General features: G+C 53.2%; 23 protein-coding genes and 2 tRNA genes. 12 read left to right on the top strand and 13 right to left on the bottom strand.

The genetic code is table 11. The features are described 5' to 3' along the window. Nucleotides 1–14: 14 nt before the first annotated feature. Together QZ650_RS06840 and QZ650_RS06835 are read right to left on the bottom strand one after the other, a co-directional pair. A complete protein-coding gene (locus QZ650_RS06840) occupies nt 15–425 on the bottom strand; it encodes a VOC family protein (protein ID WP_292518394.1) in 411 nt (136 codons plus the stop codon). A 253-nt stretch (nt 426–678) separates the two neighbouring features. After that, on the bottom strand, nt 679–1,005 hold the full coding sequence (locus tag QZ650_RS06835; RefSeq protein ID WP_292518396.1) for a hypothetical protein: 327 nt from the start codon (nt 1,003–1,005) through the stop codon (nt 679–681). Nucleotides 1,006–1,333: 328 nt separating this feature from the next. Between QZ650_RS06835 and QZ650_RS06830 the strand changes: the two genes are divergently transcribed. Beyond that, nucleotides 1,334–1,807 carry a hypothetical protein gene (locus QZ650_RS06830; RefSeq protein WP_292518399.1) on the top strand — a complete coding sequence of 158 codons (474 nt, stop codon included), beginning with the start codon at nt 1,334–1,336 and terminating at the stop codon, nt 1,805–1,807. A gap of 155 nt (nt 1,808–1,962) precedes the next feature. Here QZ650_RS06830 and QZ650_RS06825 read toward each other — a convergent pair whose 3' ends face one another. Next, nucleotides 1,963–3,159, bottom strand: a complete 1,197-nt coding sequence (locus QZ650_RS06825) for a serine hydrolase domain-containing protein (RefSeq protein ID WP_292518401.1) — start codon at nt 3,157–3,159, stop codon at nt 1,963–1,965. 755 nt (nt 3,160–3,914) lie between these two features. Further along, entirely contained in the window at nt 3,915–4,145 is a 231-nt protein-coding gene (locus QZ650_RS06820) for a hypothetical protein (protein WP_292518403.1), read from the bottom strand. 179 nt (nt 4,146–4,324) lie between these two features. On the opposite strand from QZ650_RS06820, the gene QZ650_RS06815 reads away from it, so the two are divergent. Both QZ650_RS06815 and QZ650_RS06810 read left to right on the top strand, forming a co-directional pair. Then, nucleotides 4,325–4,825 carry a shikimate kinase gene (locus tag QZ650_RS06815; protein WP_292518405.1) on the top strand — a complete coding sequence of 167 codons (501 nt, stop codon included), beginning with the start codon at nt 4,325–4,327 and terminating at the stop codon, nt 4,823–4,825. A gap of 126 nt (nt 4,826–4,951) precedes the next feature. After that, the gene (locus QZ650_RS06810; protein ID WP_292518407.1) at nt 4,952–5,506 is read left to right on the top strand and encodes a DUF3795 domain-containing protein; all 555 of its coding nucleotides are present in this window, start codon (nt 4,952–4,954) and stop codon (nt 5,504–5,506) included. A gap of 233 nt (nt 5,507–5,739) precedes the next feature. On the opposite strand, the gene QZ650_RS06805 is transcribed toward QZ650_RS06810, so the two are convergent. Next, nucleotides 5,740–6,375 (bottom strand): hypothetical protein, encoded by a 636-nt coding sequence (locus QZ650_RS06805; protein WP_292518409.1) that lies wholly within the window; start codon nt 6,373–6,375, stop codon nt 5,740–5,742. Nucleotides 6,376–6,860: 485 nt separating this feature from the next. On the opposite strand from QZ650_RS06805, the gene QZ650_RS06800 reads away from it, so the two are divergent. Both QZ650_RS06800 and QZ650_RS06795 read left to right on the top strand, forming a co-directional pair. Then, on the top strand, nt 6,861–7,277 hold the full coding sequence (locus QZ650_RS06800; protein ID WP_292518411.1) for a hypothetical protein: 417 nt from the start codon (nt 6,861–6,863) through the stop codon (nt 7,275–7,277). Nucleotides 7,278–7,705: 428 nt separating this feature from the next. Further along, nucleotides 7,706–8,686, top strand: a complete 981-nt coding sequence (locus QZ650_RS06795) for a PEGA domain-containing protein (protein WP_366932181.1) — start codon at nt 7,706–7,708, stop codon at nt 8,684–8,686. A gap of 560 nt (nt 8,687–9,246) precedes the next feature. On the opposite strand, the gene QZ650_RS06790 is transcribed toward QZ650_RS06795, so the two are convergent. The 3 genes from QZ650_RS06790 to QZ650_RS06780 form a co-directional block, all read right to left on the bottom strand. Beyond that, nucleotides 9,247–10,077 (bottom strand): CPBP family intramembrane glutamic endopeptidase, encoded by an 831-nt coding sequence (locus QZ650_RS06790; RefSeq protein ID WP_292518416.1) that lies wholly within the window; start codon nt 10,075–10,077, stop codon nt 9,247–9,249. 494 nt (nt 10,078–10,571) lie between these two features. Next, entirely contained in the window at nt 10,572–11,234 is a 663-nt protein-coding gene (locus tag QZ650_RS06785) for an HD domain-containing protein (RefSeq protein ID WP_292522478.1), read from the bottom strand. A gap of 115 nt (nt 11,235–11,349) precedes the next feature. Continuing rightward, the gene (locus QZ650_RS06780; RefSeq protein ID WP_292518420.1) at nt 11,350–11,667 is read right to left on the bottom strand and encodes a hypothetical protein; all 318 of its coding nucleotides are present in this window, start codon (nt 11,665–11,667) and stop codon (nt 11,350–11,352) included. Between the two features lie 221 nt (nt 11,668–11,888). Here QZ650_RS06780 and QZ650_RS06775 point away from each other — a divergent pair, with 221 nt between their 5' ends. The 6 genes from QZ650_RS06775 (at nt 11,889) to QZ650_RS06750 (ending at nt 19,128) form a co-directional block, all read left to right on the top strand. Next, nucleotides 11,889–12,953, top strand: a complete 1,065-nt coding sequence (locus tag QZ650_RS06775) for a hypothetical protein (RefSeq protein WP_292518422.1) — start codon at nt 11,889–11,891, stop codon at nt 12,951–12,953. Nucleotides 12,954–13,204: 251 nt separating this feature from the next. Further along, on the top strand, nt 13,205–15,877 hold the full coding sequence (locus tag QZ650_RS06770) for a type I restriction-modification enzyme R subunit C-terminal domain-containing protein (RefSeq protein ID WP_292518425.1): 2,673 nt from the start codon (nt 13,205–13,207) through the stop codon (nt 15,875–15,877). After that, nucleotides 15,874–17,298: a class I SAM-dependent DNA methyltransferase gene (locus QZ650_RS06765; protein WP_292518427.1), complete on the top strand. Its 1,425-nt coding sequence runs from the start codon at nt 15,874–15,876 to the stop codon at nt 17,296–17,298. The genes QZ650_RS06770 and QZ650_RS06765 overlap by 4 nt, the downstream gene beginning before the upstream one ends. Continuing rightward, entirely contained in the window at nt 17,282–18,616 is a 1,335-nt protein-coding gene (locus tag QZ650_RS06760) for a restriction endonuclease subunit S (protein WP_292518430.1), read from the top strand. The genes QZ650_RS06765 and QZ650_RS06760 overlap by 17 nt, the downstream gene beginning before the upstream one ends. A gap of 13 nt (nt 18,617–18,629) precedes the next feature. After that, nucleotides 18,630–18,887: a hypothetical protein gene (locus QZ650_RS06755; protein WP_292518432.1), complete on the top strand. Its 258-nt coding sequence runs from the start codon at nt 18,630–18,632 to the stop codon at nt 18,885–18,887. Next, on the top strand, nt 18,871–19,128 hold the full coding sequence (locus QZ650_RS06750; RefSeq protein WP_292518433.1) for a hypothetical protein: 258 nt from the start codon (nt 18,871–18,873) through the stop codon (nt 19,126–19,128). Before QZ650_RS06755 ends, QZ650_RS06750 begins: the two co-directional genes overlap by 17 nt. Before the next feature lie 325 nt (nt 19,129–19,453). Here QZ650_RS06750 and QZ650_RS06745 read toward each other — a convergent pair whose 3' ends face one another. The 4 genes from QZ650_RS06745 to htpX form a co-directional block, all read right to left on the bottom strand. Next, nucleotides 19,454–20,509 (bottom strand): hypothetical protein, encoded by a 1,056-nt coding sequence (locus QZ650_RS06745; RefSeq protein ID WP_292518435.1) that lies wholly within the window; start codon nt 20,507–20,509, stop codon nt 19,454–19,456. 511 nt (nt 20,510–21,020) lie between these two features. Further along, nucleotides 21,021–21,094 (bottom strand) — tRNA-Val (locus tag QZ650_RS06740). 2 nt (nt 21,095–21,096) lie between these two features. After that, nucleotides 21,097–21,167, bottom strand: a tRNA-Gly gene (locus QZ650_RS06735). Nucleotides 21,168–21,237: 70 nt separating this feature from the next. Beyond that, nucleotides 21,238–22,119 (bottom strand): zinc metalloprotease HtpX, encoded by an 882-nt coding sequence (gene htpX / locus QZ650_RS06730; RefSeq protein WP_292518438.1) that lies wholly within the window; start codon nt 22,117–22,119, stop codon nt 21,238–21,240. A 366-nt stretch (nt 22,120–22,485) separates the two neighbouring features. On the opposite strand from htpX, the gene QZ650_RS06725 reads away from it, so the two are divergent. Continuing rightward, on the top strand, nt 22,486–23,136 hold the full coding sequence (locus QZ650_RS06725; RefSeq protein WP_292518440.1) for a putative phosphothreonine lyase domain-containg protein: 651 nt from the start codon (nt 22,486–22,488) through the stop codon (nt 23,134–23,136). A gap of 98 nt (nt 23,137–23,234) precedes the next feature. Here QZ650_RS06725 and QZ650_RS06720 read toward each other — a convergent pair whose 3' ends face one another. After that, nucleotides 23,235–23,381, bottom strand: coding sequence for a 50S ribosomal protein L40e (locus QZ650_RS06720; RefSeq protein ID WP_248535191.1), 147 nt, complete (start codon nt 23,379–23,381; stop codon nt 23,235–23,237). Between the last annotated feature and the right edge of the window lie 14 nt (nt 23,382–23,395).

Here is a 23,395-nt window from a genome sequence, read left to right as displayed (position 1 = left end):
CTTGCCGGAGGCAGCTACTCTGCCTTCTCGTCCGGCTGGATCACGCCGAATGTGTTCCCCTCGGTGTCCTTGCAGTACGCGAGCCACCCGACCCGCGGCACCCCCATCTTCGGGAGGGCGATGCTCCCACCGGCTTTGAGGACCGCATCGAGAGATTCGTCCAGGTTGCTGACGCCGATCGTGCAGACGTATGCGTTCACGGGCTGTCCTTCAGTGGGTGCCGGGCCCTGGCGGAATACGAGGCCGCCGTTGATGCCGGGCTCGGTCTCAGGTCCGGTCATCACCATCCAGTAGCGATCTTCGTCTCTCATCTCGACGCCGGGCTGGCGCCACTCCTCTATCTCCCAGCCGAAGACGTCCCGGTAGAACTTCACCGCCCGCTCCGGGTTGCCGGCATGGATCTCGAAATGCACTATCCGGTTCATGATTCACCCTCATTCTGCAGCCTGGGCGCAGATCTCATAGTCCCGACTCGTCCAGGGTACGGATATACTTTCCGATGGGGCGTCAGGCTGCGTACAGTGCGGCTTTTCCGGGATCCACGAAATGCAGCCTGATTCCGGACGTATGGTAGCGGGTGCTCTATCCATGAAAAAATACAGCAAGCAGGACCAGACGGTGATGGCGGCCCGGGCTGCGGACTGTGCCGAGCGGGTCATCTTGCTCTTCGAGGAGGGCCTATCCCGGGGACGACCGGCCGCGAGACGCCATCGAGGCGTGCCGGACCTGGGTCAGGACAGGCGTATTCACGATGGCCGGGGTACGCGGGGCATCCCTCGCCGCCCCTTTATCGATCCAGCCATTCCCGGCCAGTAGGCCTGATCCGCGGGACCCCGCCCGCCCTGCCTCAGCCTCACCAGACCTCCATTCCAGCAGTGCCGGCACCTCCAGCTCGAACGAGGTCCCGGGATCGACAACCGCCTGTCCGAACGTTCCAGGCGCCACCCTGTCGAGCAGAGGGCGATACCCGGCTCCAAAGCGTGCCTGAAGAAACATCTCCGGCATCTTCTCTGTCCGGGCCGAAGGACCGGATTTATGCAACACGGCACCGCTTCAGATAAGCATAAGTATCCGGCGTGTTATGTGGGCACGCCCTCTCAGGGGGGGTCACGCTATGAGGAAACGAATTCTTTTGATAGGAATTGTATGCGTCTGTCTTACCCTGCTGGTTACATCCGGTGTGGCGGCGCAGCACACACAATCTTCCGTAACAAATGACACACAATCCTCTGTAATAAATAATACTACCACCCCGTTGGTCTACTCCCAGGAAGAGTTCGAACTCAGGACGACCATGGACTCGTTATGGACTGAACACGTTGTCTGGACACGCATGTACATCGTATCATCGCTTGAGAACGCTCCAGATACCAATGCCACCGCAGCACGACTTCTCTCGAATCAGGAAGACATTGGCAATGCCATCAAACCCTTTTACGGAGAAGAGGCCGGGGATAACCTGACCGCATTGCTAAAGGAGCATATTCTGATTGCGGTTGATATCATTGAGGCTGTGAAGGCGGAGAATACATCACAGGTGCAAACCGATTCAGCGCGGTGGAACCAGAATGCAGATGACATCGCTGCATTCCTTGCGGATAAGAACCCATACTTCGAAGAATCGGCCATACGCGAAGCGTTATATCAGCACCTGGCGATGACGAACGATGAAGTCGTTGCACGCGTAAATGGAAACTACACCGCTGATATCGAAGCCTACGATGAGATCTATGATCAAATTCTCGTCCTGTCGGATACGCTATCAGATGGGATTGTGCAGCAGTTCCCGGAGCGATTCGGAAAATAATTTTTCTTTTTGGTGTGCCGGCCGGGCATCTCAGCAGGCACGGAATGCCCTCTACCGGTTGGGATACCATAAATCCGCCGTCGATCTCTCACCCCCCGGACGGTATGATGATTGGCGATCCGGGGGCCTCACGTCTGCTCTGCCTGCGCCCTCCCTCATGCATGGTACGGATCCGGCTCCCCGATGGAGCGGTACATTGCCCTGCGCAGTGCGGCTTCCCTTGGATCCTCCAGGTGAATCCCCATCTGGTTCGGGATGTACGCATACCCTATCCCGGCATGCGGGTCGGCAAAGCCGAAGGAACCCCCGGTTCCGGGCGCTCCAAAGGATGTCGGGTGGGCAAAGGGATTCTCATGGTCCGGCTTCATGAATCCGAGCGAGAACCGGACCTCCACCTTCATGCACTCGTCGCGGAACCCGTGGGCCGGCGGGACTGCAGGCGCCATCAGGCGCCGGAGCGTCTCCTCGCGGAGTCCGAGTTCCCTTCCATTGGTCGCAAAGACGCTGTAGGCCCGGGCCATGGCCCGGGCCGTCCCGACACCTCCCCCCGCAGGCACCTCCAGGTTCCGGGCGTAGATGCGCTCTCTGTCTCCTTCCGGCAGCTCCGACCCCTCCAGGCACCTGCGGAAGCGTGATCGCGGGTTGATCGCCGAGAGCACGAGCGGGAGAGGCATCGTGAAGAGCATCGCCGCCATATTGCGCGGCCGTTCAAGCGGCGCCAGCCGGGAGTTCGGGATCTCCTCGGGCAGCCGGATGTAGAAGTCGAGTCCGAGCGTATCGGCGATCTCCTCCTGGAAGAACCGTCCCAGGCTCCGATGTCCGGGATCAACCCGGCGGAGCAGCTCGCTCTCGTAGAAGCCGAGGGTGATGCCGTGGTAGGCCTGGCGGGTTCCCGGCTCCCAGGCCGGTCTCTGCCGGGCGAGGACGACGGCCAGCCGGTCGAGGTTCGCGACGAGGCTCCTGTCCGGCCGCTCATCGAGAGCGAACAGCCCGGCCTGGTGCGAAAGGAGCTGCCGGACCGTGATCCTATCCTTGCCCGCTCGGGCGAACTCCGGCCAGTAGGTGCTCACCCGCTCGTCGTACTCATAGAGGCCCCTCGAGTGGGCGAGCGCCATCGCGAGGCCGGCCATGCCCTTTGTCGAGGAGAAGACCAGGGCCATTGTATCCTCTTCCCACGGCTCCCCCGTCGCCCTGTTCCGGACCCCGCCCCAGAGGTCGACGACCTTCTCCCCGCGGTAGTAGATGCAGCAGGCCGCTCCAAGTTCCCTGCGGCGCCGGAAGTTCTCGATGAACGCCTCCCGGACCCCCTCAAATTCTGGTTTGGCATACCCTCTTACGGTAACATCTTCCATTTGAGCCTTCCAGCCTCCCCTGGCTCTCGTGCCGAGGTGCGGTTTCAACCCCGGAAGACCCGGTCTGTACGGCTCTGAGGCCAGCTCTATAAGCCTGAAAATAGCAGGAGTCGATATACGTTTCGGTGGAGTTCTTCCCGGACCGTATTTGGCACACCGGCCGCAAACGAGAGCATCGGTCTACGTCAACGTAAGTTGTCTTAGACGGGGTGCGTTGATCCTATGTCAACCCGGGTTGACATATGCACCCGTGCGGGTTGTAAGTTCCGTCTGGTTGACTTAGATCTCTTAACCGTGTCTATGTCAACTTGTGTTGACTTGTAAGGCAATTTATACTGTCCTGGATCGAAGTGTACTGCATGGAGAGATATCCCGATAATAGAGCGGGGGTCTTCGTCCGCCAGGATGGGTACGACGCGTTTATTCCGCACCCTTTACCGCCCCCGAACCTGGTTTTCGATGAGGGAGTTCTATATCTATTATCGGGAGCCGATGGCGCCCTGGCCCGCGGACTGCGCTGAGCGGGTGCTTTTGCTCTTTGAAGAGGCCTATCCGGAGGACGTCTGGCGAGCGTGATTCGCGGGAGTCAATTCACCGAACTCTTCGCTGGGCGGCCGGCTACGCGCTTGAGGTGGCGGGGGGTCAGGTGAGGATGACTTGCCACGGAGAGGAGACAGGGGTTTTGCCCCGGTGATCTTTATTCGAGATCCGGACGAGATACCTTGAGCCGGCCAGAACCATGATCCGATTGCGCTTCAGCGTCCTCCGCCGCGCTTCACGCTGACGATGGCAACAATGACCCCGATGATGAGCACAACCGCTCCCGCCGCCGCCCAGAACGGGGATGGGCCGACGACCTCCTCGCAGTTTGCGATGCAGAGGATCGGGCGTATCCGGAGAACCCCCGTGCCCTGCAGAAGCCATAGCAGGCCGAGGGAGGTTACAAAAACGCCGAGAATTGCTCCAACTATCTGTCTTCCCCTCATATGTGATCGAGTGCTGCTCATTGATATCAGGTAACATAACCTCTCCTTCGCAGGGTCATGATGCCGCCCGATACCCGTTCCGGGCTGCTTTGTTCCCATCAAAACAACCTTCATCTCCCCCGAAATCGCATCTAGTATCAACAAAGGGCCCCTCTGTCCATCAGGTCCCGTGAAGCATTATGCACCAGCACAGAAACATCGTCCTCATCGGCATGCCCGGTGCGGGGAAGAGCACCGTGGGCGTCATTCTTGCAAAGACGCTTGGCATGCAGTTCATCGATACGGATATCCTGATCCAGGAGCGGACCGGGAGGATGCTCCAGGAGATCCTTGATGCGGATGGGCCGGGCGCGTTCAAGCGGATCGAGGAGGAGGCGATCCTCTCTCTTCACCCCCGCCGTGCGGTGATTGCGACCGGCGGGAGCGTGGTGCTCAGCCCCGATGCGATGGCGCACCTGAAGTCGGCGGGGGTGGTTGTGTACCTCGCGATCGCGTATGACGAGATGGAAAAGAGGCTCAAGAACATAACGACCCGGGGGATACTCCTCCTCCCGGGCCAGAGCCTCCGCGGGATGTACGACGAGCGCGTCCCGCTGTATGAGCGGTATGCCGATATCACCGTCGCGTGCTCGGGCGAGGATCTCGAGTCCGTGGTCGAAAACGTGCTCGAAGCGCTGTGAAGGGTCCGGGGATGCACGGAGGGGCTCCAGCCGTTCAGGCTGGAGGCGAACCCGATTGGAGCCTACAGCCCTTTCGGGGCACTATCGTAAAGGATATCCGGCGAGGTATTGCAGATAAGAACGATCATGCATATCGCATATCCTGACATCGGCATCTGCGGACTCTCCTGTCGGCTCTGCCCCATGTACAACACCGACGCAGAGAGCAGATGCTCGGGGTGCAAGAGCGCAACCCGAATGGCTGTCGGCTGCCCGTTTATCACATGCGCCGTGAAGAGAAAGGGGGTCGAGTTCTGCTGGGAGTGCGAGGAGAGCGATACGTGCGAGAAGTGGAAGAAGCACAGAAAAGCCGGTAAGGAACGCGACTCTTTCAAGTGCTACCAGACGCTTGAGAAGGATATCTCGCTTGTACGTCAGCATGGGATATGTGAGTTCCAGAGGATACAGGAAGAGCGGGCGCTTTTGCTCCGGGAGATGCTGAGAGATTTCAACGAAGGCCGTTCGAAGAGTTACTACTGTATCGCTGCAACGGTTCTGGAACCCGAAGAACTTGAGGAAGCGCTCTCCCGGGCGAGGCAGGAGTCCGGGGGGCTTGACGTCCGGGCAAGGTCGAAGGCCCTTCATCGGGTTCTTGATGATATCGCTTCGCGAAAGCAGTATCGCTTAAGATTGAGGAAGTAGCGCTTCACACGCCATTAAGTGCCCGGCCGCCTTCCTCATCGTTCCGATCGTTTTTTCTGCTCTTGAGCGCAAGGCATTCTTACCGAAGCCGGGGCGGATAACCTTTACACTCATAGGAGCACTCTTCGACATCGCCTCACTCATGGGCATCATGGGTTCCGGTGGGACTACCATACTTGCATTCAGCGGAATTGTAGGGGCGGTTGTGGGAGGATGCCCGGCCGGCCGGATTCCTACCCAGTCTCTGCGACCAGGAACCGCCCTTCCTCATCCTCGGCAAAGCACACCGTGACCATCTCCCCCTCGTGCACGCCGAAGTTCGAGTAGGGCTCGTTCAGGAGCGTTCCCTGAAATGACGCTCCGTCAGCCGACTGCTCTTCCAGGCGGACCCAGACTCCTTCGGGGATTATTTCCCGGTCCTTCGAGTAGAGGATCACCGATACGTCGTCGAAATACCCCGGAGCCCTGAACCTGTCGAGGTCGGTCCTCTTTCTTACTGCCCGGAGCGGTTCCGGCTCATAGTAGATGCGCCATCGCTGTTCTTCGAGCAGCGAGAGGCTGTTCGCTTCGTCGTTTGAGAGGAGCGTATACGCCTCCACCTCGTCGGAGGGGAGTATGAGCCCCTCGCCGTGGTTCTCGAATTCCACGACGATCTCCGGCGGCCTTCCGGCCTCAGTCCGGCAGAGGGAGTGGATGCGAAAGGTGATCCCCTCCTCGTGGTCGACGTAGAAGAAGCCGATGCATCTTGCGGCATCCGGGCGCATCAATCCTTTATCGGAGAGGATGCGGGAGATGGCGGGACCGATCTCTGCGATTGCCCACCTGTCAATGTTCTCCCGGTCCGAATAGGGCGCTGTTCTATCGTTCATGGTCGTGGTACAAAGTTCGCACGTGCAGCGTGAAAGGGGTTTTGAAATGTTTATGGGATGTTCTTGGTTTGCCGTGGGTGTCAATTGGGTGTGTGGGGTTCGGGGAGGGTGGGGTGGTGGCTTTGGTCGGGCACTGGGAACCCTTGCATTTCCTGCTAAGAGGGCGATCGATTCTGTTGAATGCCGTGTGGGTTGATGTATCCCTCCGCTAGAAGAAGCATACCATCACCATTTCGGCCGAAGGTCTCTTGGAGAAGACCTTCAAATGCGCACACGCCCCCGACGTCTATGAGGGCGAGCAGGTATAAAGTCAGACACACCAGTTTCGCCATGCTCAGGGATGGCGTTCCGCATAAGTCGGCTGTTTAGGAGGCCCCCTCGCTCGAAAGTGTCCGGTGGGAGTTGTGGAAGAGGTGGTAGTCACTGCGGTCTAGGCGTAGGCAGGATTGGATACTCATATATTTTCAAGCATCGAGTTTCTCATCATGGAAATTCCAGACCAGTTGATAGTTACGCTCCTTATTGGGCTCCTCCTTGCAGTGTTAGCACAAGCAATCATGTCATATCGAGCGTTTTATCAACATAAGGAAGAGGTTCGGAATCATTTGGATACAAAATCAGAGAACATCGTCAAGTCCATAGAAAACTGGAATATAAAGAATGAGAATTGTAGCATCAGGATAGATAACATCTACGCTCGATTGGAATCATTTGAAGGCAAGCAGGAGCAGGCCAACAAAGATATCTGGACTAGGACGGATCAGATGGAAAGAAGACTTCACGATGAGCTCTCCTTGTTAAAGAAAGATATATTAGTGCTACAAACTACTTCTGATCTGTTGAGAAAAGTCGGTCTCCGCGGATCGGAAGATACTTACCAAAAACGAGGGGGGGATGAGTAATGCCACTATCGCCTGCGCAACTAGAACGGATGGAATACCTGCTGGGCAAGTCTCAGCACACCTCGCTGACTGCGATGGAGCAGAGTGAATTAAGACGATATGTTGTAGCGGAGCAGCCGGGAGCAAAGGATGTCACGTTTGAAACATTAGTGACATTGGGACTGATCATCGTCGGTGCGTATCTCCTGTATAAGTTTATCGAGTCCACAGCCTGAAGGCAGTGAGGGAAGGGATTCTTCCTTGCATAAAAAGGAAGCAGACTTCCAGCAATCATATTGTATCGTGATCAACAGTGTATCAAGATGGCCCCGCTGTTATGTCCCATACTCTCGCTAACTGCTATTCTATGCGGCTTTAACGTGTATAAAATGCTTACAAGTGAATCAAATTCCAAAGGGTAATGTATTAAAACTCCAATCTGTTAAAATGTGAGATCTATAGTCTGCGTAGTGGTTCTGCTAGTCTGTGTTGCCTCTTGTGGATGTACCAACCTTAGCTTTTCGCAGATCACAGTCTCATCCGAACCGAGTGGCGCAGAAGTCTACTTTAATTCCGAATATCGTGGTTCAACACCCTGTTGCATCAGTAGTGTCCCCGCGGGCACCCACTCAATCGAGTTAAGACATCCTGAACACCTCGTGTGGAAAGACGAGGTAACGGTTAAATCTGGAGAATCGGTAATCGTTTCTGCGGATTTATCCAAGAACACTGTATCCGATGTCCCTACTAGTGCGGCCGACACAGTGAGGGCAGGAGCATACGCAAGTGGCAGTAAAGTGAAGCGGCTTGAACAAATCGTTGAAAACTACCATGATACGCATACCTACAGTATGGTTAATCTCTTTGTTTGCGCAGATATGACAATAGATGTTTGGAACATAGTGGAGACAGCGGGGATAAACGCTAAAATTGCTGTTGGGAATATTGAGCATGCCGATTCGAAGTGGTCCGATTGGAACCATGCATGGGTGCTGGCTGAAGTTGACCCCAACCAGTGGGTGGCATTAGAAACCACAGGTGGTTACCTCGTCTACGGTGATGAGAATAGTAACTACTACAGGGCAGTTTGCTTTGACACCCCAAGGGATTTCAAGGAGTACCTGAACCTAATCCGCGATTATAACAATAAGATCTCATACTGCAATTCCTTATATGACCAATATGACGGTAAAGCGGCTGAGTACAACCGTGAATCTGCGTATTATAGTGATATGGTCAATTATTGGAACACCTACTATGCAGGACAGCCAGTCTCAGTAGCGTCACAATCATACCAGTCCCAGATGGCGGCACAAGCCATACGTGTCTCTTCCTTAGCGGGTGAACTGAACCAGATAACTAGTACAATAAATACGGAGAACGCAGCACTCACGCGAATTGGTAATCAGATTGTCGCCTTGATTTCATGACTCCAGTGATCAAATTGAAACCATCATACCGTGAGAATGTGGCGCATATCCCAGTCGCCAGGAAATCCGCCGCCACAAAATGATCATATCGGTTATTCTTCCTGGGCACATTCATCCCATCCGGTAACTAAATCCCAGGATTTGCCCCTTAATAACTCTCAGAGTACTCGCTTTTAGCCCTTCTACTCCGAAATCCGCCATAGAGAAACCACGAGTCCCTAGCGCAGCTAGGAGAAGGAACCCAAACAGGGGAATCCGCCGCTCTTCTCCTCTTATTCTCCGGTGTTCTCCTCCTCTTCTCTAGGCCCACCTCTGCTTTTCTTCTCTGGTCCTCCTCCGTTCCCCTCATATTTCTGCCGGAGAATCGGCTAGCTGAGTAGCCGCCAGCGATTTTCTTCTTTTTTCAATTCGTTTCTTATCTCGATTTTGTATTTTCCGCACAGCAGGCATTTACGCTTCTTTCCGATTCCAGCCGTTTTCACCGCCCATTCGTTTCCGCATGAGAGACAAACGGTGGTTTTATCTGAGAGTGAAGGTGAAGATAAGCCAATATTCCCTGCCTAATCCGCTCTCCGGGCATACCTGAATCGCGCCAATGTCTTAGATCCCCATAAGTACACCACGATCACAGTCGCGATAGCGATGAGCCCGTAGCCGAGAGCCCCGTCGTAGAGTTCGAACGTTGAACGGCTACCGGGGAATATGCTCCTTCCGGTATTGGTCACGGCATGAAAGAGTATGGCTGCAAAAACGCTTTTTCCGGTGTTGTTATAGATCCAGACCGTCAGAACCCGGAACGTAACGCCGAGTACTATCACTCCCCAGATATACAATCCCAGGGTGTAGCCGATTGAGAACGCCGACGGGACATGCCATACTGCATGGATAAACCCGATGATGAGGCTGGCCGTCAGTGCGGTGTACCGGGCCTGCATTGGATCGGTGACGTATCCTGTATAGCCGAGTTCTTCACCTGCAGCGGCAAAGAAGAGCGCGATAAAGAGGAGCGGTGTAGCAAGGGGCGGGTTCCAGACAGTCGGGACCGGCAGCCCGAGGAGACGCATTATCCCGTAGGTCAGCACGTAGATGAACGGCATCAGGACGATGATGGGAAGATACCAGACTTTCTTCGTGATCCTCTTATAATCAAAGGCTCTCTTCAGGAGACTCTTTACCCCGAAAAGCCCTCCTTCCCGGTAGACAAGGATGGATGCCGCTATCAATGGGGTGAACGTGGCCGCAATGTCCGTCACGGGAAGGTTATCCACGGGAAGTTTTATCGGGTAGATGGCGTTGAGCGCCCAGAGCGGAATGGATAGAGTGTAGACCAGTATGAAGAAGAGGAACGGCGACCTTTTTGAGGTGCTGTTACTCCGGGCCCGGAGTCTCATCGGGAGGCGAAACCCGCCTATTGTATAAAAAGGGTTACTCTTCCCTTCGGTCTATGCCGCCAGGCCGTCCGGGCTTAATTTTGCAGAAAAAGGGAGAATCATGGGCTCGTCGAGATTCGAACTCGAGACCTCCGCCGTGTGAAGGCGACGTCATGACGCGGCCCGTTTCCGGTTTCGGCCCCCAAACGCGCTCCGATGATTTTTCAAGAACCTTGCGGGAGAGTGAGAATAGGTTAACAAGTTATGGTGATACCCCGCCTTTATTGGGTTCTATAGGTCACATAGGGATTGGTTTTAATATCAGTTGATTCGCTGCTCCAAATGTGGATTGCTCTATAACCTACTAATAAAGGATTACATCTCAGCTATTAATCGTAACTTTGTAAAGATGCAGAGAACAGCATTGCCAAAATTTTGATGGTCGAGGTATGGAGCAACGAGCTGAGAGTATTATGATCGACCTAATATCCAGCGATATCAGCATATTCTAGAAACTATTGATGGAGCGAGTGATCTATTACACTTATCTGTGGGATACACACTCCATTTTCTTGAAATATTGATTTTACCGAATCAATTTCTTTTTTTAGCCTATTTATGATCTTTTCAGTATTCTCATTAGATCCTCTTGTTAGTATTATAATATCCGGTTCTTTATATGTTACTAACTGTATTTTCATATGCCCATCCCAAAATGAGTAAGCTGTTGGATCCTCTTTTAATGTGGGGCCAATTAAGTCAAACACTGCTTTCGGACATTTGGTGCAACTAATCTCACAAGCATCAAGTATTCTAAAAATTGCACAAATCAACTGCAGACGGACACCATTTAAATTTTTAGGGACTTCTTCAATATCGTAGGATGAAGAATGAGAGTTGATGGTAAATTTTAGATTGTATAGTGCGTTAGCACTAACGTTATTGATTATATTACATGTACTCTCATCTTGAAGCAATATTTGATACGATACTTCGTTATGATGTTCTCTATCGCAAATACACCCAATATCGTGGAGCCATGCAGATAAATATAGTATATATTTCTCGTCTTCTGTTACTGAGAGGTTCCAATTTCCCGTAAATTCGTTTATCAGTTTAATGATGTTTATTGAGTGATCCAACCCGTGTGATGGAAAATTTTGGATGTTTCGTGGCATAAATCTTAAAAATTGTTCTGCATATATCGCGACCATCTTGAGCGAATCGGATTGGATATCTGAGATCCCAGTATATATTGGATCATAGGGAAACATATTGGTCTGAATCGCCGTGTTAGGGGTAGTTTATCGGTTTCCAATATTTCTCGTATAATTCTTTAACTAAGGGTTTTGCCTCGTTGCTTATCATTAAGAGTCTGCCTGCTCTGCCATTTTCTGTCTCTCCGTATTCTGCTTTTATAATGCCCCAGTCAAATAGGGTATCTATAGCATTTGATATCGTGTTCTTACTGACTTGTCCGGCTAGTCTATCAACTAATTTTCCGTACCATATAACTTCGTTGTTGTTCTGGCAATGATAGATCTCCGTTGCCACTTTGAACTCACTTGATAGAGGACTTTTTACCTCCGAACCTTTTACCTCTGCACCCATAACGTCCTCCTCCAGGCTTCAGATATGCTGACTTCGACGTAGATTTATATAATTCTTTTTGTTTGATCATAACTCTCATTTTTTGGGAGTCTATATCAGTTTATTTGTATCATATTTATCTTTTGGGTATTGTGTCCTAAAGTTGACATATTATATAGAATCAAGAGGTTTAAATGTTGTCGAATTGATACTTCTGCGATAATTCTTGGGGTAATTCTAGAATGTCTGATCTTCCGGCGATCAATATCGAATCAGAGTTTTTAAAATCCCTCGATGCACATCCTGTTGATATTGCTCATCGTATCGAAAATCAGTTGGAAGAATTTGTTCTCGCGGAAATTACACCGCAACATCCAAATGTGTACGTCTTAGAAAGAAAAGGCTTTAATTTGTTTCGCCCATATTTTGACCCCTCAAGAAACGTGAGTGGTTTAAATTCAATTAAACTGCTCTATAATTCTAAAACTATCCGTATTAATTGTTACTCTGAAAATGATCCCGAGAAAGAGAATGTCTTAGTTACTGATGCGATAGGTGAGGGTAAGGAAGTAGATATTACTCTCTCTACCCTCAATGAATTCCGGCCTGAAATAAAGATTTCTAAAGTTTACGCATACTTGGCGAAACAAGATGGATTGAATAAATTAGTTGAGAATTTTCCTTTAATTCAATTCAACTCTCTAAAGTTGGTAACCAGTTCGGAAGATTATCGGGAAGAGCATAAACGGTTATTTTGTGTTTATCATAGTAGGATGGAGCCAATCGATGGAGAGCACCCATATAAGATATATGACATAAAATCCGTGGAATCTGATATAATACACGATGTCCAATCTGCTATCCCATCCATTTACCCAGGGGAATTTGATATCAAAGAGGATAAACTATTGATAAATTCAAAAAAGGCTTTTTCAGTTAATATCTTGGAGCCAGACCTGATCTTAAATAGGTTTTCTTGGTATGATCCAGAGGTCTATGAGGTAGATCGGATGCAATTCAGATTCAAATATGATCCTGAAAACTTCAAATTACGGGTGATGGCACTCTCTCTTATTAATTATAATCCTAATCTGTTATCCAAATGGCCTCATTTAATCTTTGGGAACTGCTTTAAAAAACTAGATGTAAAATTTTGTCAGACCTCCATCGGGTGTAGCACTCGTTCTAGCCAATTCATCGTGACTTGCTGTCCCCACTGTATTGATTGGAATATATCTCAATACCTTTTAAGTCAATTTGAAAGTATTTTAACAACTAATCCTGTTTTTAGCGTGGATATGCAGTAAATATTAGAAGTTAGCAACGATGATTGCCTGGTTTACTTCAGTCGAAATTTGGTATTTGATCTTGTTGTTAGGCATTGCAGAACTGCAGGTGAGCAATCTGAAGCAATCGTCTCTTTTAAACTTGGATATGGGTTGATTTTAGTCGTGCATATTAGAAATAGATATCAAAAAGTTAATCTATCGATAAATAAGACTGCAAGATAAAACGGATTAGCATTTTATTGGATTACCACCCTCTGCGTGCCTCATCGATGAGTGAAAACGAATATCTGACCCGTAAATCGAGGATCGATCCTAAATTACGGGCGGCCGGCTGGGATGTCGTTCCCTACAGAGAAGGACGCTCGCTCAGTGCATACGATCGGTGTTCCATCGAGGAGTATCCGACCGAGAACGGCCCTGCCGATTACGCCCTCTATGTCAACGGAGCAATCCTCGGCATCATCGAGGCGAAAAAAGTCTCGCTGGGGCCGCAGAGTGTTCTTGTGCAGGCCGAGCGGTATGCCCGCGGGATCACCGATACTCCGTTCAACTTCGATGGCATCCGTGTCCCGTTCCTCTACGCAACCAACGGTGAGGTGATCTGGTATCACGATGCACGGCATCCCCTGAACCGTTCGCGGGAGATCGCCGCCTTCCATTCACCGGATGCCCTGCTGGACCGCTTGCAGGCCGATCTCGATCGGGAATGCTCGCAGTTCTTCACGGTCCCCGATAATCCCCGGATGCGTCCCTATCAGCGCGAAGCCTGCAACGCTATCGGAAATGCGATCGCACAACGGCAGCGGGAGATGCTGGTTGCGATGGCGACCGGGACGGGGAAGACATTCACGATGGTCAACCTCATCTACCGCCTGATGAAAGCCGGTGCGGCAAAGCGCGTCCTCTTCCTCGTCGACCGGCGGGCTCTCGCGGCGCAGGCGGTGCGCGCATTCGCTTCGTTTGACACCGAGCAGGGATTGAAGTTCGATAAGACCTACGAGGTCTACAGCCAGCAGTTCCAGCGTGGAGACCTCGACGACGATGACCCCTTTGATGTCACGGTGCTGCCGAACACCTACCTCACCGACCCCCGGCCCGGCCACGCCTTCGTGTACGTCTCAACCATCCAGCGGATGACCATCAACCTCTTCGGCAAGGCTGCCGCCTTCCCCTGCACGGAGGAAGTGGAGGAAGACGCCGAGAAGATGGATATCCCGATCCACGCCTTCGACCTCATTATCGCCGACGAGTGCCACCGCGGGTATACCGCGCAGGAGATGTCGATCTGGCGCAACACGCTCGATCACTTCGATGCGATAAAGATCGGGCTCACCGCGACGCCTGCCGCGCATACGATGGCCTACTTCAGGCACAAGGTGTACGAGTATCCCTACGAGCGGGCTGTCCGGGAAGGCTATCTGGTCGATTACGATCTCGTCACTATCGAGTCAGGTGTCTGGATGCAGGGGATCTTCCTGAAAGAGGGGGAGGCCGTCGATGTTGTCGACCCGGAAACCGGAGAGAAGACGCTTGATATCCTCGAAGACGAGCGTGAGTACTCTTCAGAGCAGATCGAGCGGAGTATCACGTCCATTGACTCCAACCATAAGATCCTTGAAGAGATCAAGCGCTATGCCGACGAGCACGAGCGGCAGTATGGCCGCTTCCCGAAGACCCTGATCTTCGCCGTCCAGGACATCCCGCACATCTCCCATGCAGATCAACTCGTCGATGCCGCCCGCGAGGTCTTCGGGCGGGGAGATGCGTTCGTCCAGAAGATCACCGGCAAGGTCGATCGCCCCCTGCAGAGAATCCGGGAGTTCCGGAACCGGAAACTGCCGGGGGTCGTCGTTAGCGTCGATCTCCTCTCGACCGGAGTGGATATCCCCGACCTCGAATACATCGTCTTTCTCCGGCCGGTGAAGTCCCGTATCCTCTTTGAGCAGATGATGGGAAGAGGCACGCGCAAAGGGGAGCACTACCCGGACAAATCGCACTTTACTGTCTTTGACTGCTTCGGCGGGACGCTGATCGAGTACTTCCGGCAGGCAACCGGCATCACGGCCGAACCACCGCAACGTGAGGCAAAGCCGATCGCGAAGATCATCGATGATATCTGGAACAACCGGGATCGCGCCTACAACATCCGCGTGCTCGTCAAGCACCTGAACCGGATTGACAAAGAGATGTCGGGGGAGGCGCGTGACCTCTTCCGGAAGTTCGTCGATAGAGGGGATCTCAAGCAGTTTGCCGTCTCCCTGCAACGGCGGCTGGAAGAGGATTTCACCGGGACGATGGAGATCCTCCGGGACCCCGACTTCCAGAACCTCCTGGTGAACTATCCCCGGCCTCCCCGGACGTTCCTCATCGACTACCACACGCAGGACGAGGTGACATCGACCTGGGTGGTGCGCGATTCGGCCGGGCACGAGTACAAACCGGCAGACTATCTCACCCTCTTTGCCCGGTTCGTCCAGGAGAACCCCGATAAGATCGAGGCCATCCAGATCCTCCTCGACCGCCCGCAGGAGTGGAGTACAGATGCGCTTGCCGAACTGAAGCAGAAACTCACGGCGACACCGCAGCGGTTCACCGTCGAGAACCTGCAGCGGGCGCACCAGGTGCATTACCAGAAGGCGCTCGTTGACATCATCTCGATGGTGAAGCACGCCGCCCGCGAGGACGAGGAACTGCTCACCGCGGAAGAGCGGATTGATCGGGCGTTTGCAACGATACTGGACGGAAAAACCTTCACCGCAGAGCAGACCGCGTGGCTGGATCGCATCCGTGCCCATTTAATCCAGAACCTCTCAATAAATGAGGAAGATTTTGAGATCATCCCCGTCTTTGCTGATCATGGCGGCTGGGGACGGGCAAACCGCGTTTTTGGAAACCGGCTCTCAAGACTACTTCAGGAATTGAATGAGGCAATTGCGGCATGAGTGACGTCGTACAAAAACTCTGGGGATTCTGCCATACGCTGAGGCACGAAGGGATCGACTATGGTGACTACATCGAACAGATCACCTATCTGCTCTTTCTCAAGATGGCCGACGAGCGCGGCGTCGACCTCCCGGAGGGCTGTGATTGGACCTCACTGAAAGAGCAGTCCGGGACCGACCTCACCGAGCACTATGCCGATCTCCTCCGCACCCTCGGCAAGGCCGATGGGCTGCTCGGCGACATCTTCGCCGGTGCGCTCTCGCGTTTCCACAACCCGGTGAACCTCAAGAAACTGATCGGCGTGATCGACGAGACCGAGTGGACCGGGCTCGATGTCGACGTGAAGGCTGCCGCGTTTGAAGGGCTGCTCGAGAAGGCCGCGAGCGAGGGGAAGAAGGGTGCCGGGCAGTACTTCACCCCGCGTATCCTCATCCAGACGATCGTGCGGTGCATGAAGCCCGATCCCCGCAGGGCTCGCGAGTTCACCATCACCGATCCCGCGTGTGGGACAGGTGGGTTCCTGGTCTGCGCCTATGAGTGGCTGAAAGTCCAGACCGGCGGCGGGGCGCTTGACCGTGACCTTGCGCGGCGCATCAGGAAAGGCACCTACTTCGGGCAGGAACTGGTTGAGCGCCCGCGGCGGCTGGCGCTGATGAACCTCTACCTGCACGGTATCGAGCCGGAGATCCGGCTGGGCGACTCGATCTACGAGGTGCCCGACTTCCGGCGGTTCGATGTGGTGCTCACCAATCCTCCTTTCGGCACCAAAGGCGCGAATCAGTCCCCGCACCGGGAAGACTTCGTGATCGAGACGAGCAACAAGCAGCTCAACTTCATCCAGCATGTGATGACGATCTTAAAGCCCGGCGGCCGTGCGGCGGTCGTGGTGCCGGACAACGTCCTCTTCGCGGACCAGGCCGGAGAGATCTTCAAGGTGCTCTGCGAGGACTGCGACCTCCATACGGTCCTCCGGTTGCCGGACGGGACGTTCACCCCCTACTCGCCGGGGACGAAGACGAACGTGATCTTCTTCACGAAGGGCATTCCGACCGATCACACCTGGGTCTACGACGGACGGACGAACGTGCCGGGGATCACGAAGAAGGACCGCCCCCTCACGAAGGAGCACTTTGCGGAGTTCGAGCGCTGCTACGGCGAGGATCCGAACGGGAGGTCCCCGCGCCGCCCCGAGGACTCGGCGGAAGACCGCTGGCGATCGTTCCACATCACCGAACTCAAGGAGCAGGACTACAAGATCGACTCGCTGAAGTGGCTGCGGGACGAGTCGCTCTCGGACGGCGACGATCTGCCCGCCCCGGAGGAACTGGCCGCCGAAGCCATCAACGAACTTGAGGCCGCGGTGGAGGAGCTGAATGCGATCCTTGAGATGATGGGGAACGGATATGCCAGAGAGGAGTGAGGTGCCGGAGGGGTGGGAATGGGTGACTTTACCCCAAGTTGCTGATATTTGCATGGGGCAATCTCCGCCTGGTAGTTCTTACAATGAGGAGGGAATAGGTCTTCCTTTTTTTCAAGGGAAGGCTGACTTTACAGACTATCATCCAACTATACGAGTATACTGTACCGAGCCCAAAAAGATCGTGAAACCAGGTGCTATTCTAATTTCCGTCCGTGCCCCAGTTGGACCAACAAATGTGGCCGATCGGGTCTGCACGATAGGGAGGGGTTTGGCAGGACTTACCCCTTTGGCGGGGGTACCCACAAACTACATTCTATATAACCTGAGGTATAAGGAACCGGAAATAGCGTTGTGGGGGACGGGCTCAACCTTTACAGCAATAAACAAAGGTCATTTGGAGAGTATTGAGTTGCTCCTCCCCCCTCTCGCCGAACAGCACCGCATCGTCGCCGCCATCGAGGCGCTGTTTGCACGGCTGGACGCCGCGAACGCCCGACTTGAGCGCGTGCCGGGCATCCTCAAGCAGTTCCGGCAGGCGGTGCTCGCCGCCGCGTGTGATGGGCGGCTGACGGAGGATTGGCGGGCAGGGAGTCCACAAGATTGGTTGGAGTGTAAGGTAGTTGATATTGCTCAAGTCAAAGTTGGCGGTACCCCTTCAAGGAAGAAGCCTCAGTTTTGGAATGGTACAATACCGTGGGTTTCATCGGGGGAGGTTGCGAATAACCACATACACTCCACAAGAGAACATATTACTGAACTGGGTTTAGAAAATTCAAACGCCAAAATATACCCAAAGGGCACTATTCTCATCGCCATGATTGGAGAGGGAAAAACGCGAGGGCAGTCTGCTTATCTCGAAATCGAGGCATGTACAAATCAAAATGTTGCTGGAATAGTTCCAGATATCCAGAAGATTACTTCCGATTTTCTTTGGTACTGGTCGTTATCAAAATACGAAGACCATCGTAAGGCAGGTAGAGGTGGGGAGCAACCCGCTTTAAATAAGAAAATAATCAGTGAGATGCAGTTATCTCTCCCTCCCCTCCCCGAACAGAACGAGATCGTCCGCCGTGTCGAGGCCCTCCTCGCCCTCACCGACCGGATCGAGGCCGAAGTCGCCGCGGCACGCGCAAAGACCGAGACGATGCGGCAATCCATCCTCGCCCAGGCATTCTCCGGCCGGCTGGTCCCCACCGAGGCGGGACTCGCCCGGCGGGAGGGGCGCGAGTATGAGCCGGCATCGGTCCTGCTTGAGCGTATCCACTCTGAGAAGAAGGAGAAGACGGGGAGAAGAGGGACTCAGTCCACGCTAGTCTGACGGTGATTCTCCTATGTCTCCTGCATTCTCTCCAGTCTTCTCCTGTTTTTCTCCAGGTTTTCTCCATCGGTTTTTCCGGAGGAAAAACGGCGAAAAAGAGATTATATGTCCGCTTCTCCTGGGAGAAATAGGAGACGAGAACTCTCTTCTCCAGGAGAACTATGGAGAATTCTCCATAGCACAAAGAGAAAAAGAGAAGAATTCAGTTCTCTTCTCCAGAGAAAAAGGGAGAATGCTCCTCCAGATTGCGCGTCATGAAGACATGCGCTGATTCTACGGAGGAACTCTCGACCTACCCCCTCAAATATGCGGACGTCACTGGTATCCACTCGGACGGGCAGTTCGTCTACGACATAAAAGCGCACTGTTGCCGGGATGCTCCGGCGTGGGGTGCCGTATCTCAGGTCGCGGAAGTGACTCTGCGCTACACAACATTCGAGATAAAGGAGTGTGTGGAAGAGGTAGTGGCCGCAGGGGTGGCGGACTGCGAGCTTCTCCCGGGTTTTCCGTGAAGAGAAGTAAGGGAAAATAGGTGGTATCAGGGATCGGAAATATTTAGATAACGACTCCCTTTTCGTGATATAATTGTATTAAACCACTTGCGGATATATGGCAGTCAACCAGGTCTTGAAACTCTCTTCGTTCTAACCGTAACTGATCTGCCATAATGCCTATCATTCTGTCGCCAAGATCCTGCTTTCCATGGCTAACCCAAGTGGTTAGCCCGGTCTTTTTTCCGTTATGATAAAGTGTTAATTTTATATGGTCTGAATTGTGCAATTCGAACCCCTTTTTAGTCAGGGCCTTGAGAACTTTCTTATTGTTTCGCGTTGCCAATTAAATCGCCCCATTAAACAGTGACAGTAACTTTTCCCGGAACTGGATCCCCCCTTCGGATAGGTTGTTAATGTCTTCTTCGACGTAATCAGACCATAATAACACAAACTCTCTGTTAATCTCATCCATGCCTTCTTTTAAATTCTTACTTGTAACCAACAAGTTAAAATCGTTATTATAAAGGATATATTCCTCATCGTCAAAATCGACTTCAAGATTTATCGGCTTCGCTAATTCTTTGACAGTCTTTTTGTCGAATTTTACCTGGGAGAATTGGAGATACTTTAAGGGTTTAAAGGCCATCTCACTCTCAATATTGATTACCTTTCTCCTCCCTTCAAGAACTCCACTTACACTAACAAGATTCTTGATTCTTTTTATAACATATTCTTCAAGTTCACGGGGGTATTTGCAGATATACCGGCCATCTGGTGTATCTACAGCAAATTGGCGTTTTCTCTCCACGCTAATTTCTACTAGTCTACCGGATACAGTTTTTGCCGAAGGTTCTGGTGGTTTCACTAAGGCGTCTCTAATTATCGGTTTTCTTTCGGGTTTTAGTTCAACACGTTCTTTTTCTCCGAAACCAACTTCAATCTGATACGGTGAATCTTCGTCTGGCCAAATGCTTTCTAGTTCTTGGAGCGAGCGATATGCCCGATGCTCATCTCCTCCAAATAGGTCAAGCACTCTAGGATATACGAGATGTTCACTAGATGCTATGCCTAGAGCACAATTGGCCATCTTAATTGCCCGCTCTCCATATGTGCCTTCGAGGTCTGGTATAGGAAGAGCTTGCTGAGTCTGAGACGGCCTCATCTGAATTTCTAAACTTCCTTGCTTCACTCCTGTAATAACCAGTTCACAGTTATCTTTCACAGATTTTGGGTAATCTCCTGCATTCCGGGCCTTATGTCCTTCAAGATAATCCCCGATAAGATACATCAAGTTCTGAATTGCTTGGATATTGCTTACAAGAATATTAACAGAGATTTTTGGGTGTGCTTTGTCAAGGGACTTGATGTAGACATTGATATCTTTCGCAATTTTGTCCATATAGCACCCTTACCAATTCTGCGCCGAAGTTCAAACGGTGCAACCTCTCACATAATGGTATTTATCATCATTTGTTTCGTATGCGCTTCAAATAATTATCGATTTGAATCAATGTGCTTCAAAAGGTATTAACTGTTGAGCGGGGGATGTGAAAGTGTCCGCACACTTTTGGCCGTCCGAAACTTCGCGGCGCCCCTCTCAAACGCCCCCGTTTTTGGTTGCCACCCCTTTAAGACCCACTACGAAGAGAGTTAGGATCCCTGAATGTGTGCGCATATCCGTGTATATGTGCGCACAGGAGAAAAAGAGCATGAATAAAGGAGAAAAACATAAAATAAGCGATGTGCGGCGAGTTAGAAAACCGTTGAATCTCACAATAGATCCTGAGAACTACGAGTATTTGAAGAAAATCGGCGTTAATGCGTCCCGCTTACTCGATAAAGCGGTATTCGAACTTCGAAAGGTAACGCACCAAAAATTGGTCTTAATTTCCGAAAAGAACGAAGTAAAATGGGCTCGTCGAGATTCGAACTCGAGACCTCCGCCGTGTGAAGGCGACGTCATAACCAGCTAGACCACGAGCCCCATGCATCGACCGGGAATTGAACCCGGGCTATTGGCTTGGAAGGCCAAAGTCATACCACTAGACCATCGATGCAATGCACGATATGCCTACATAGATTGACCGTACTGAATATTAAATATTGGGTGGGAGAACCCGGGTGGGTTCAATACCCCCGCTGCTGTGCCTGCAGCTCCTCGAGGGCGGCCACCCGCTTCTCAAGCGAGGGGTGCGTCGAGAAGAGCTCCATCAGGGTGTTGCCTGAGAGGGCCGGGATGATGAAAAAGGCGTTTGCGCCCTCCACTTCCTGCTTCTTCTCGGCGGGGACGTAGTCCATCCGCCCGCTGATCTTTTGAAGCGCCGATATCAGCGCTCGGGGGTTCTCCGTCAGCGCGGCGCTGCCCCGGTCCGCGGCAAACTCCCGGTAGCGGGAGAGCGCACGGGTGAGGAGCGTGCTCACGATCCAGACGACGATCGAGACGATGTAGACCAGGATCAGCGCGCCCATGTTGTTGTCGCGGTTGTTGAAGAGCCCGATGAAGATCCAGTTGCGCATGATCAGGAAGGCGAGCATCGATATGAAACTCGCCATCGTCAGCGTCAGCATATCCCGGTTCTTCACGTGCGACATCTCGTGGGCGAGCACCGCCTCCAGCTCTTCAGGGTTGAGCGCCCGCATGATCGAGTCGGTGACCGCCACGACGGCGTTCTTCGGACTTCGCCCGGTTGCAAACGCGTTCGGCACCGGCGAGGCCATGATACCGATTTTCGGCTTCGGGAGATCGGCTTTGGCCGCAAGGCGCTCGATCATCCGGTGCAGTTCCGGGTACTCGTCTTCTTCGATGATCCGGGTGTTGGTGCTCCAGAGCACCAGTTTATCGGAGAAGAAGAACTGGGCGAATGCCATCACGGCGGCCGCGAGCAGCAGGAACCCGAACGAGAATCCAAGGGCGGAAAGGACGCCCAGAAAGATCAGGTAGACTATGAGGAGCAGAAACGACGTAAGGAACATCCTCATCGTGAGACCGAAGTCGCGCGTCCACTTCATGACAGTGATCTATTAGACCGGAGATGTCTTAAGGTATGCGCCGGGTTTTTTCCGGGCGCTCACGTCTGAACCGGGTTCTTGCCCCTTCTCTCCACGTTTCGCCGCCCTTCGCCGTGGTCCCTGCCTGCAGCCTTCATACGAGAGGCAGGAATGGGCAAACGAGCAAGCGTTCCCTGCGGGCGGTCCGTAGCACCTCAATCCTGGAGAGGAGGCCTCCCCGGCCCCATTGCTGCCGCGATCGCCCCGGAAGTCGTTGCCGCGGAGCGCCGGATGGAGCCAATCTTCCACCGCCCTCCCGGGAAGCCCGGGCCGCAGGCCGACAGCACTTCAAAACTCTTTTCACCGTTCCGGCGGTTACCAATAGGTATGGAAGAGATCGATCCGGGGTCTCTGGCCGATGTCGCGTATGGGATCTTTGAGGTCTACCTCAACCGCGAGCTCCACGCCCGGGGCCCGTACCTGTTCGAGCTCGTCGAGCAAGGGGTCGATTTTGAAGCCGACGTCCGGGACATCTTCGGGCGGTTCGGTGAGGATTACCCGGAACTTGCCGGGGCGCTTCTCTCCCGGTTCGGCGGGATCGATGCCGTCTACGCGCCGCTCAGTGCGGGGGAAGGGGTTCTCCCCTCAAAGACAACCCGGATGTACTGGATCGTCCAGGACGCCCCGGAGCCTCTTGAGCGGGGCCTCGACGACGAGCAGGTGGGGAAGTGGCTCATCTTCGTCCCCGCGGACGAGGTGGACGAGGCGTGGAGGAAGGTCCGGGACGGGACAATACGGGGAAGACTCGGGATATCGGCAAAGGTCAGCACCGCCAAACCCAACCCCGACTCGCGCGACGAGCGGTCGGTCATCTACGTCTACACCCGGGACTGGGCGGACGAGGCCGATGTGATGCGGGTCCGCGAGCGGCTCCGCGACCTCGGGTTTGTAGACCGGATCGGCTACAAGCGTAACATCGAGACGTATCGGGGCGAGTACAGCGAAGAGGGCAGGAAGGTCACCTACTACAGTGCTTGAAGGGCGGCAGACTGTCCCCGCACCCCGTAATTCTCGACAAAAAGAGTATGCCGGACCTCCGGCCCCGCCGCGACCCGGAGTCCGCAGTTACCTTGACGTTACGCCTTCCGTTCCTTGGACTTGGGCCGGAGTTCTTCCGAGCCGCACTTGCGGCACCGGGTCGCACGGATTGCGTTCCGGGCGTTGCATTTCATACAGACCTTTACGTTGAGGAGACGTGCTTCAGCTTCGGGAAATCTTGCCATGTTGAAAACACCAC

Origin of the sequence: Methanoculleus sp. (assembly GCF_020696975.1) — an archaeon.
Classification (GTDB): domain Archaea; phylum Halobacteriota; class Methanomicrobia; order Methanomicrobiales; family Methanoculleaceae; genus Methanoculleus.
The sequence above is the reverse complement of the archived record's forward strand: the minus strand, read 5'-3'. Positions and strand labels throughout refer to the sequence as shown.

Bases quoted from the DNA above. Each gene is read 5' to 3' on its own strand.
- QZ650_RS06840 (WP_292518394.1), bottom strand. From the start codon at position 425: ATGAACCGGATAGTGCATTTCGAGATCCATGCCGGCAACCCGGAGCGG.
- QZ650_RS06835 (WP_292518396.1), bottom strand. From the start codon at position 1,005: ATGCCGGAGATGTTTCTTCAGGCACGCTTTGGAGCCGGGTATCGCCCT.
- QZ650_RS06830 (WP_292518399.1), top strand. From the start codon at position 1,334: ATGTACATCGTATCATCGCTTGAGAACGCTCCAGATACCAATGCCACC.
- QZ650_RS06825 (WP_292518401.1), bottom strand. From the start codon at position 3,159: ATGGAAGATGTTACCGTAAGAGGGTATGCCAAACCAGAATTTGAGGGG.
- QZ650_RS06820 (WP_292518403.1), bottom strand. From the start codon at position 4,145: ATGAGGGGAAGACAGATAGTTGGAGCAATTCTCGGCGTTTTTGTAACC.
- QZ650_RS06815 (WP_292518405.1), top strand. From the start codon at position 4,325: ATGCACCAGCACAGAAACATCGTCCTCATCGGCATGCCCGGTGCGGGG.
- QZ650_RS06810 (WP_292518407.1), top strand. From the start codon at position 4,952: ATGCATATCGCATATCCTGACATCGGCATCTGCGGACTCTCCTGTCGG.
- QZ650_RS06805 (WP_292518409.1), bottom strand. From the start codon at position 6,375: ATGAACGATAGAACAGCGCCCTATTCGGACCGGGAGAACATTGACAGG.
- QZ650_RS06800 (WP_292518411.1), top strand. From the start codon at position 6,861: ATGGAAATTCCAGACCAGTTGATAGTTACGCTCCTTATTGGGCTCCTC.
- QZ650_RS06790 (WP_292518416.1), bottom strand. From the start codon at position 10,077: ATGAGACTCCGGGCCCGGAGTAACAGCACCTCAAAAAGGTCGCCGTTC.
- QZ650_RS06785 (WP_292522478.1), bottom strand. From the start codon at position 11,234: ATGCCACGAAACATCCAAAATTTTCCATCACACGGGTTGGATCACTCA.
- QZ650_RS06780 (WP_292518420.1), bottom strand. From the start codon at position 11,667: ATGGGTGCAGAGGTAAAAGGTTCGGAGGTAAAAAGTCCTCTATCAAGT.
- QZ650_RS06775 (WP_292518422.1), top strand. From the start codon at position 11,889: ATGTCTGATCTTCCGGCGATCAATATCGAATCAGAGTTTTTAAAATCC.
- QZ650_RS06770 (WP_292518425.1), top strand. From the start codon at position 13,205: ATGAGTGAAAACGAATATCTGACCCGTAAATCGAGGATCGATCCTAAA.
- QZ650_RS06765 (WP_292518427.1), top strand. From the start codon at position 15,874: ATGAGTGACGTCGTACAAAAACTCTGGGGATTCTGCCATACGCTGAGG.
- QZ650_RS06760 (WP_292518430.1), top strand. From the start codon at position 17,282: ATGCCAGAGAGGAGTGAGGTGCCGGAGGGGTGGGAATGGGTGACTTTA.
- QZ650_RS06755 (WP_292518432.1), top strand. From the start codon at position 18,630: ATGTCTCCTGCATTCTCTCCAGTCTTCTCCTGTTTTTCTCCAGGTTTT.
- QZ650_RS06750 (WP_292518433.1), top strand. From the start codon at position 18,871: ATGAAGACATGCGCTGATTCTACGGAGGAACTCTCGACCTACCCCCTC.
- QZ650_RS06745 (WP_292518435.1), bottom strand. From the start codon at position 20,509: ATGGACAAAATTGCGAAAGATATCAATGTCTACATCAAGTCCCTTGAC.
- htpX (WP_292518438.1), bottom strand. From the start codon at position 22,119: ATGAAGTGGACGCGCGACTTCGGTCTCACGATGAGGATGTTCCTTACG.
- QZ650_RS06725 (WP_292518440.1), top strand. From the start codon at position 22,486: ATGGAAGAGATCGATCCGGGGTCTCTGGCCGATGTCGCGTATGGGATC.
- QZ650_RS06720 (WP_248535191.1), bottom strand. From the start codon at position 23,381: ATGGCAAGATTTCCCGAAGCTGAAGCACGTCTCCTCAACGTAAAGGTC.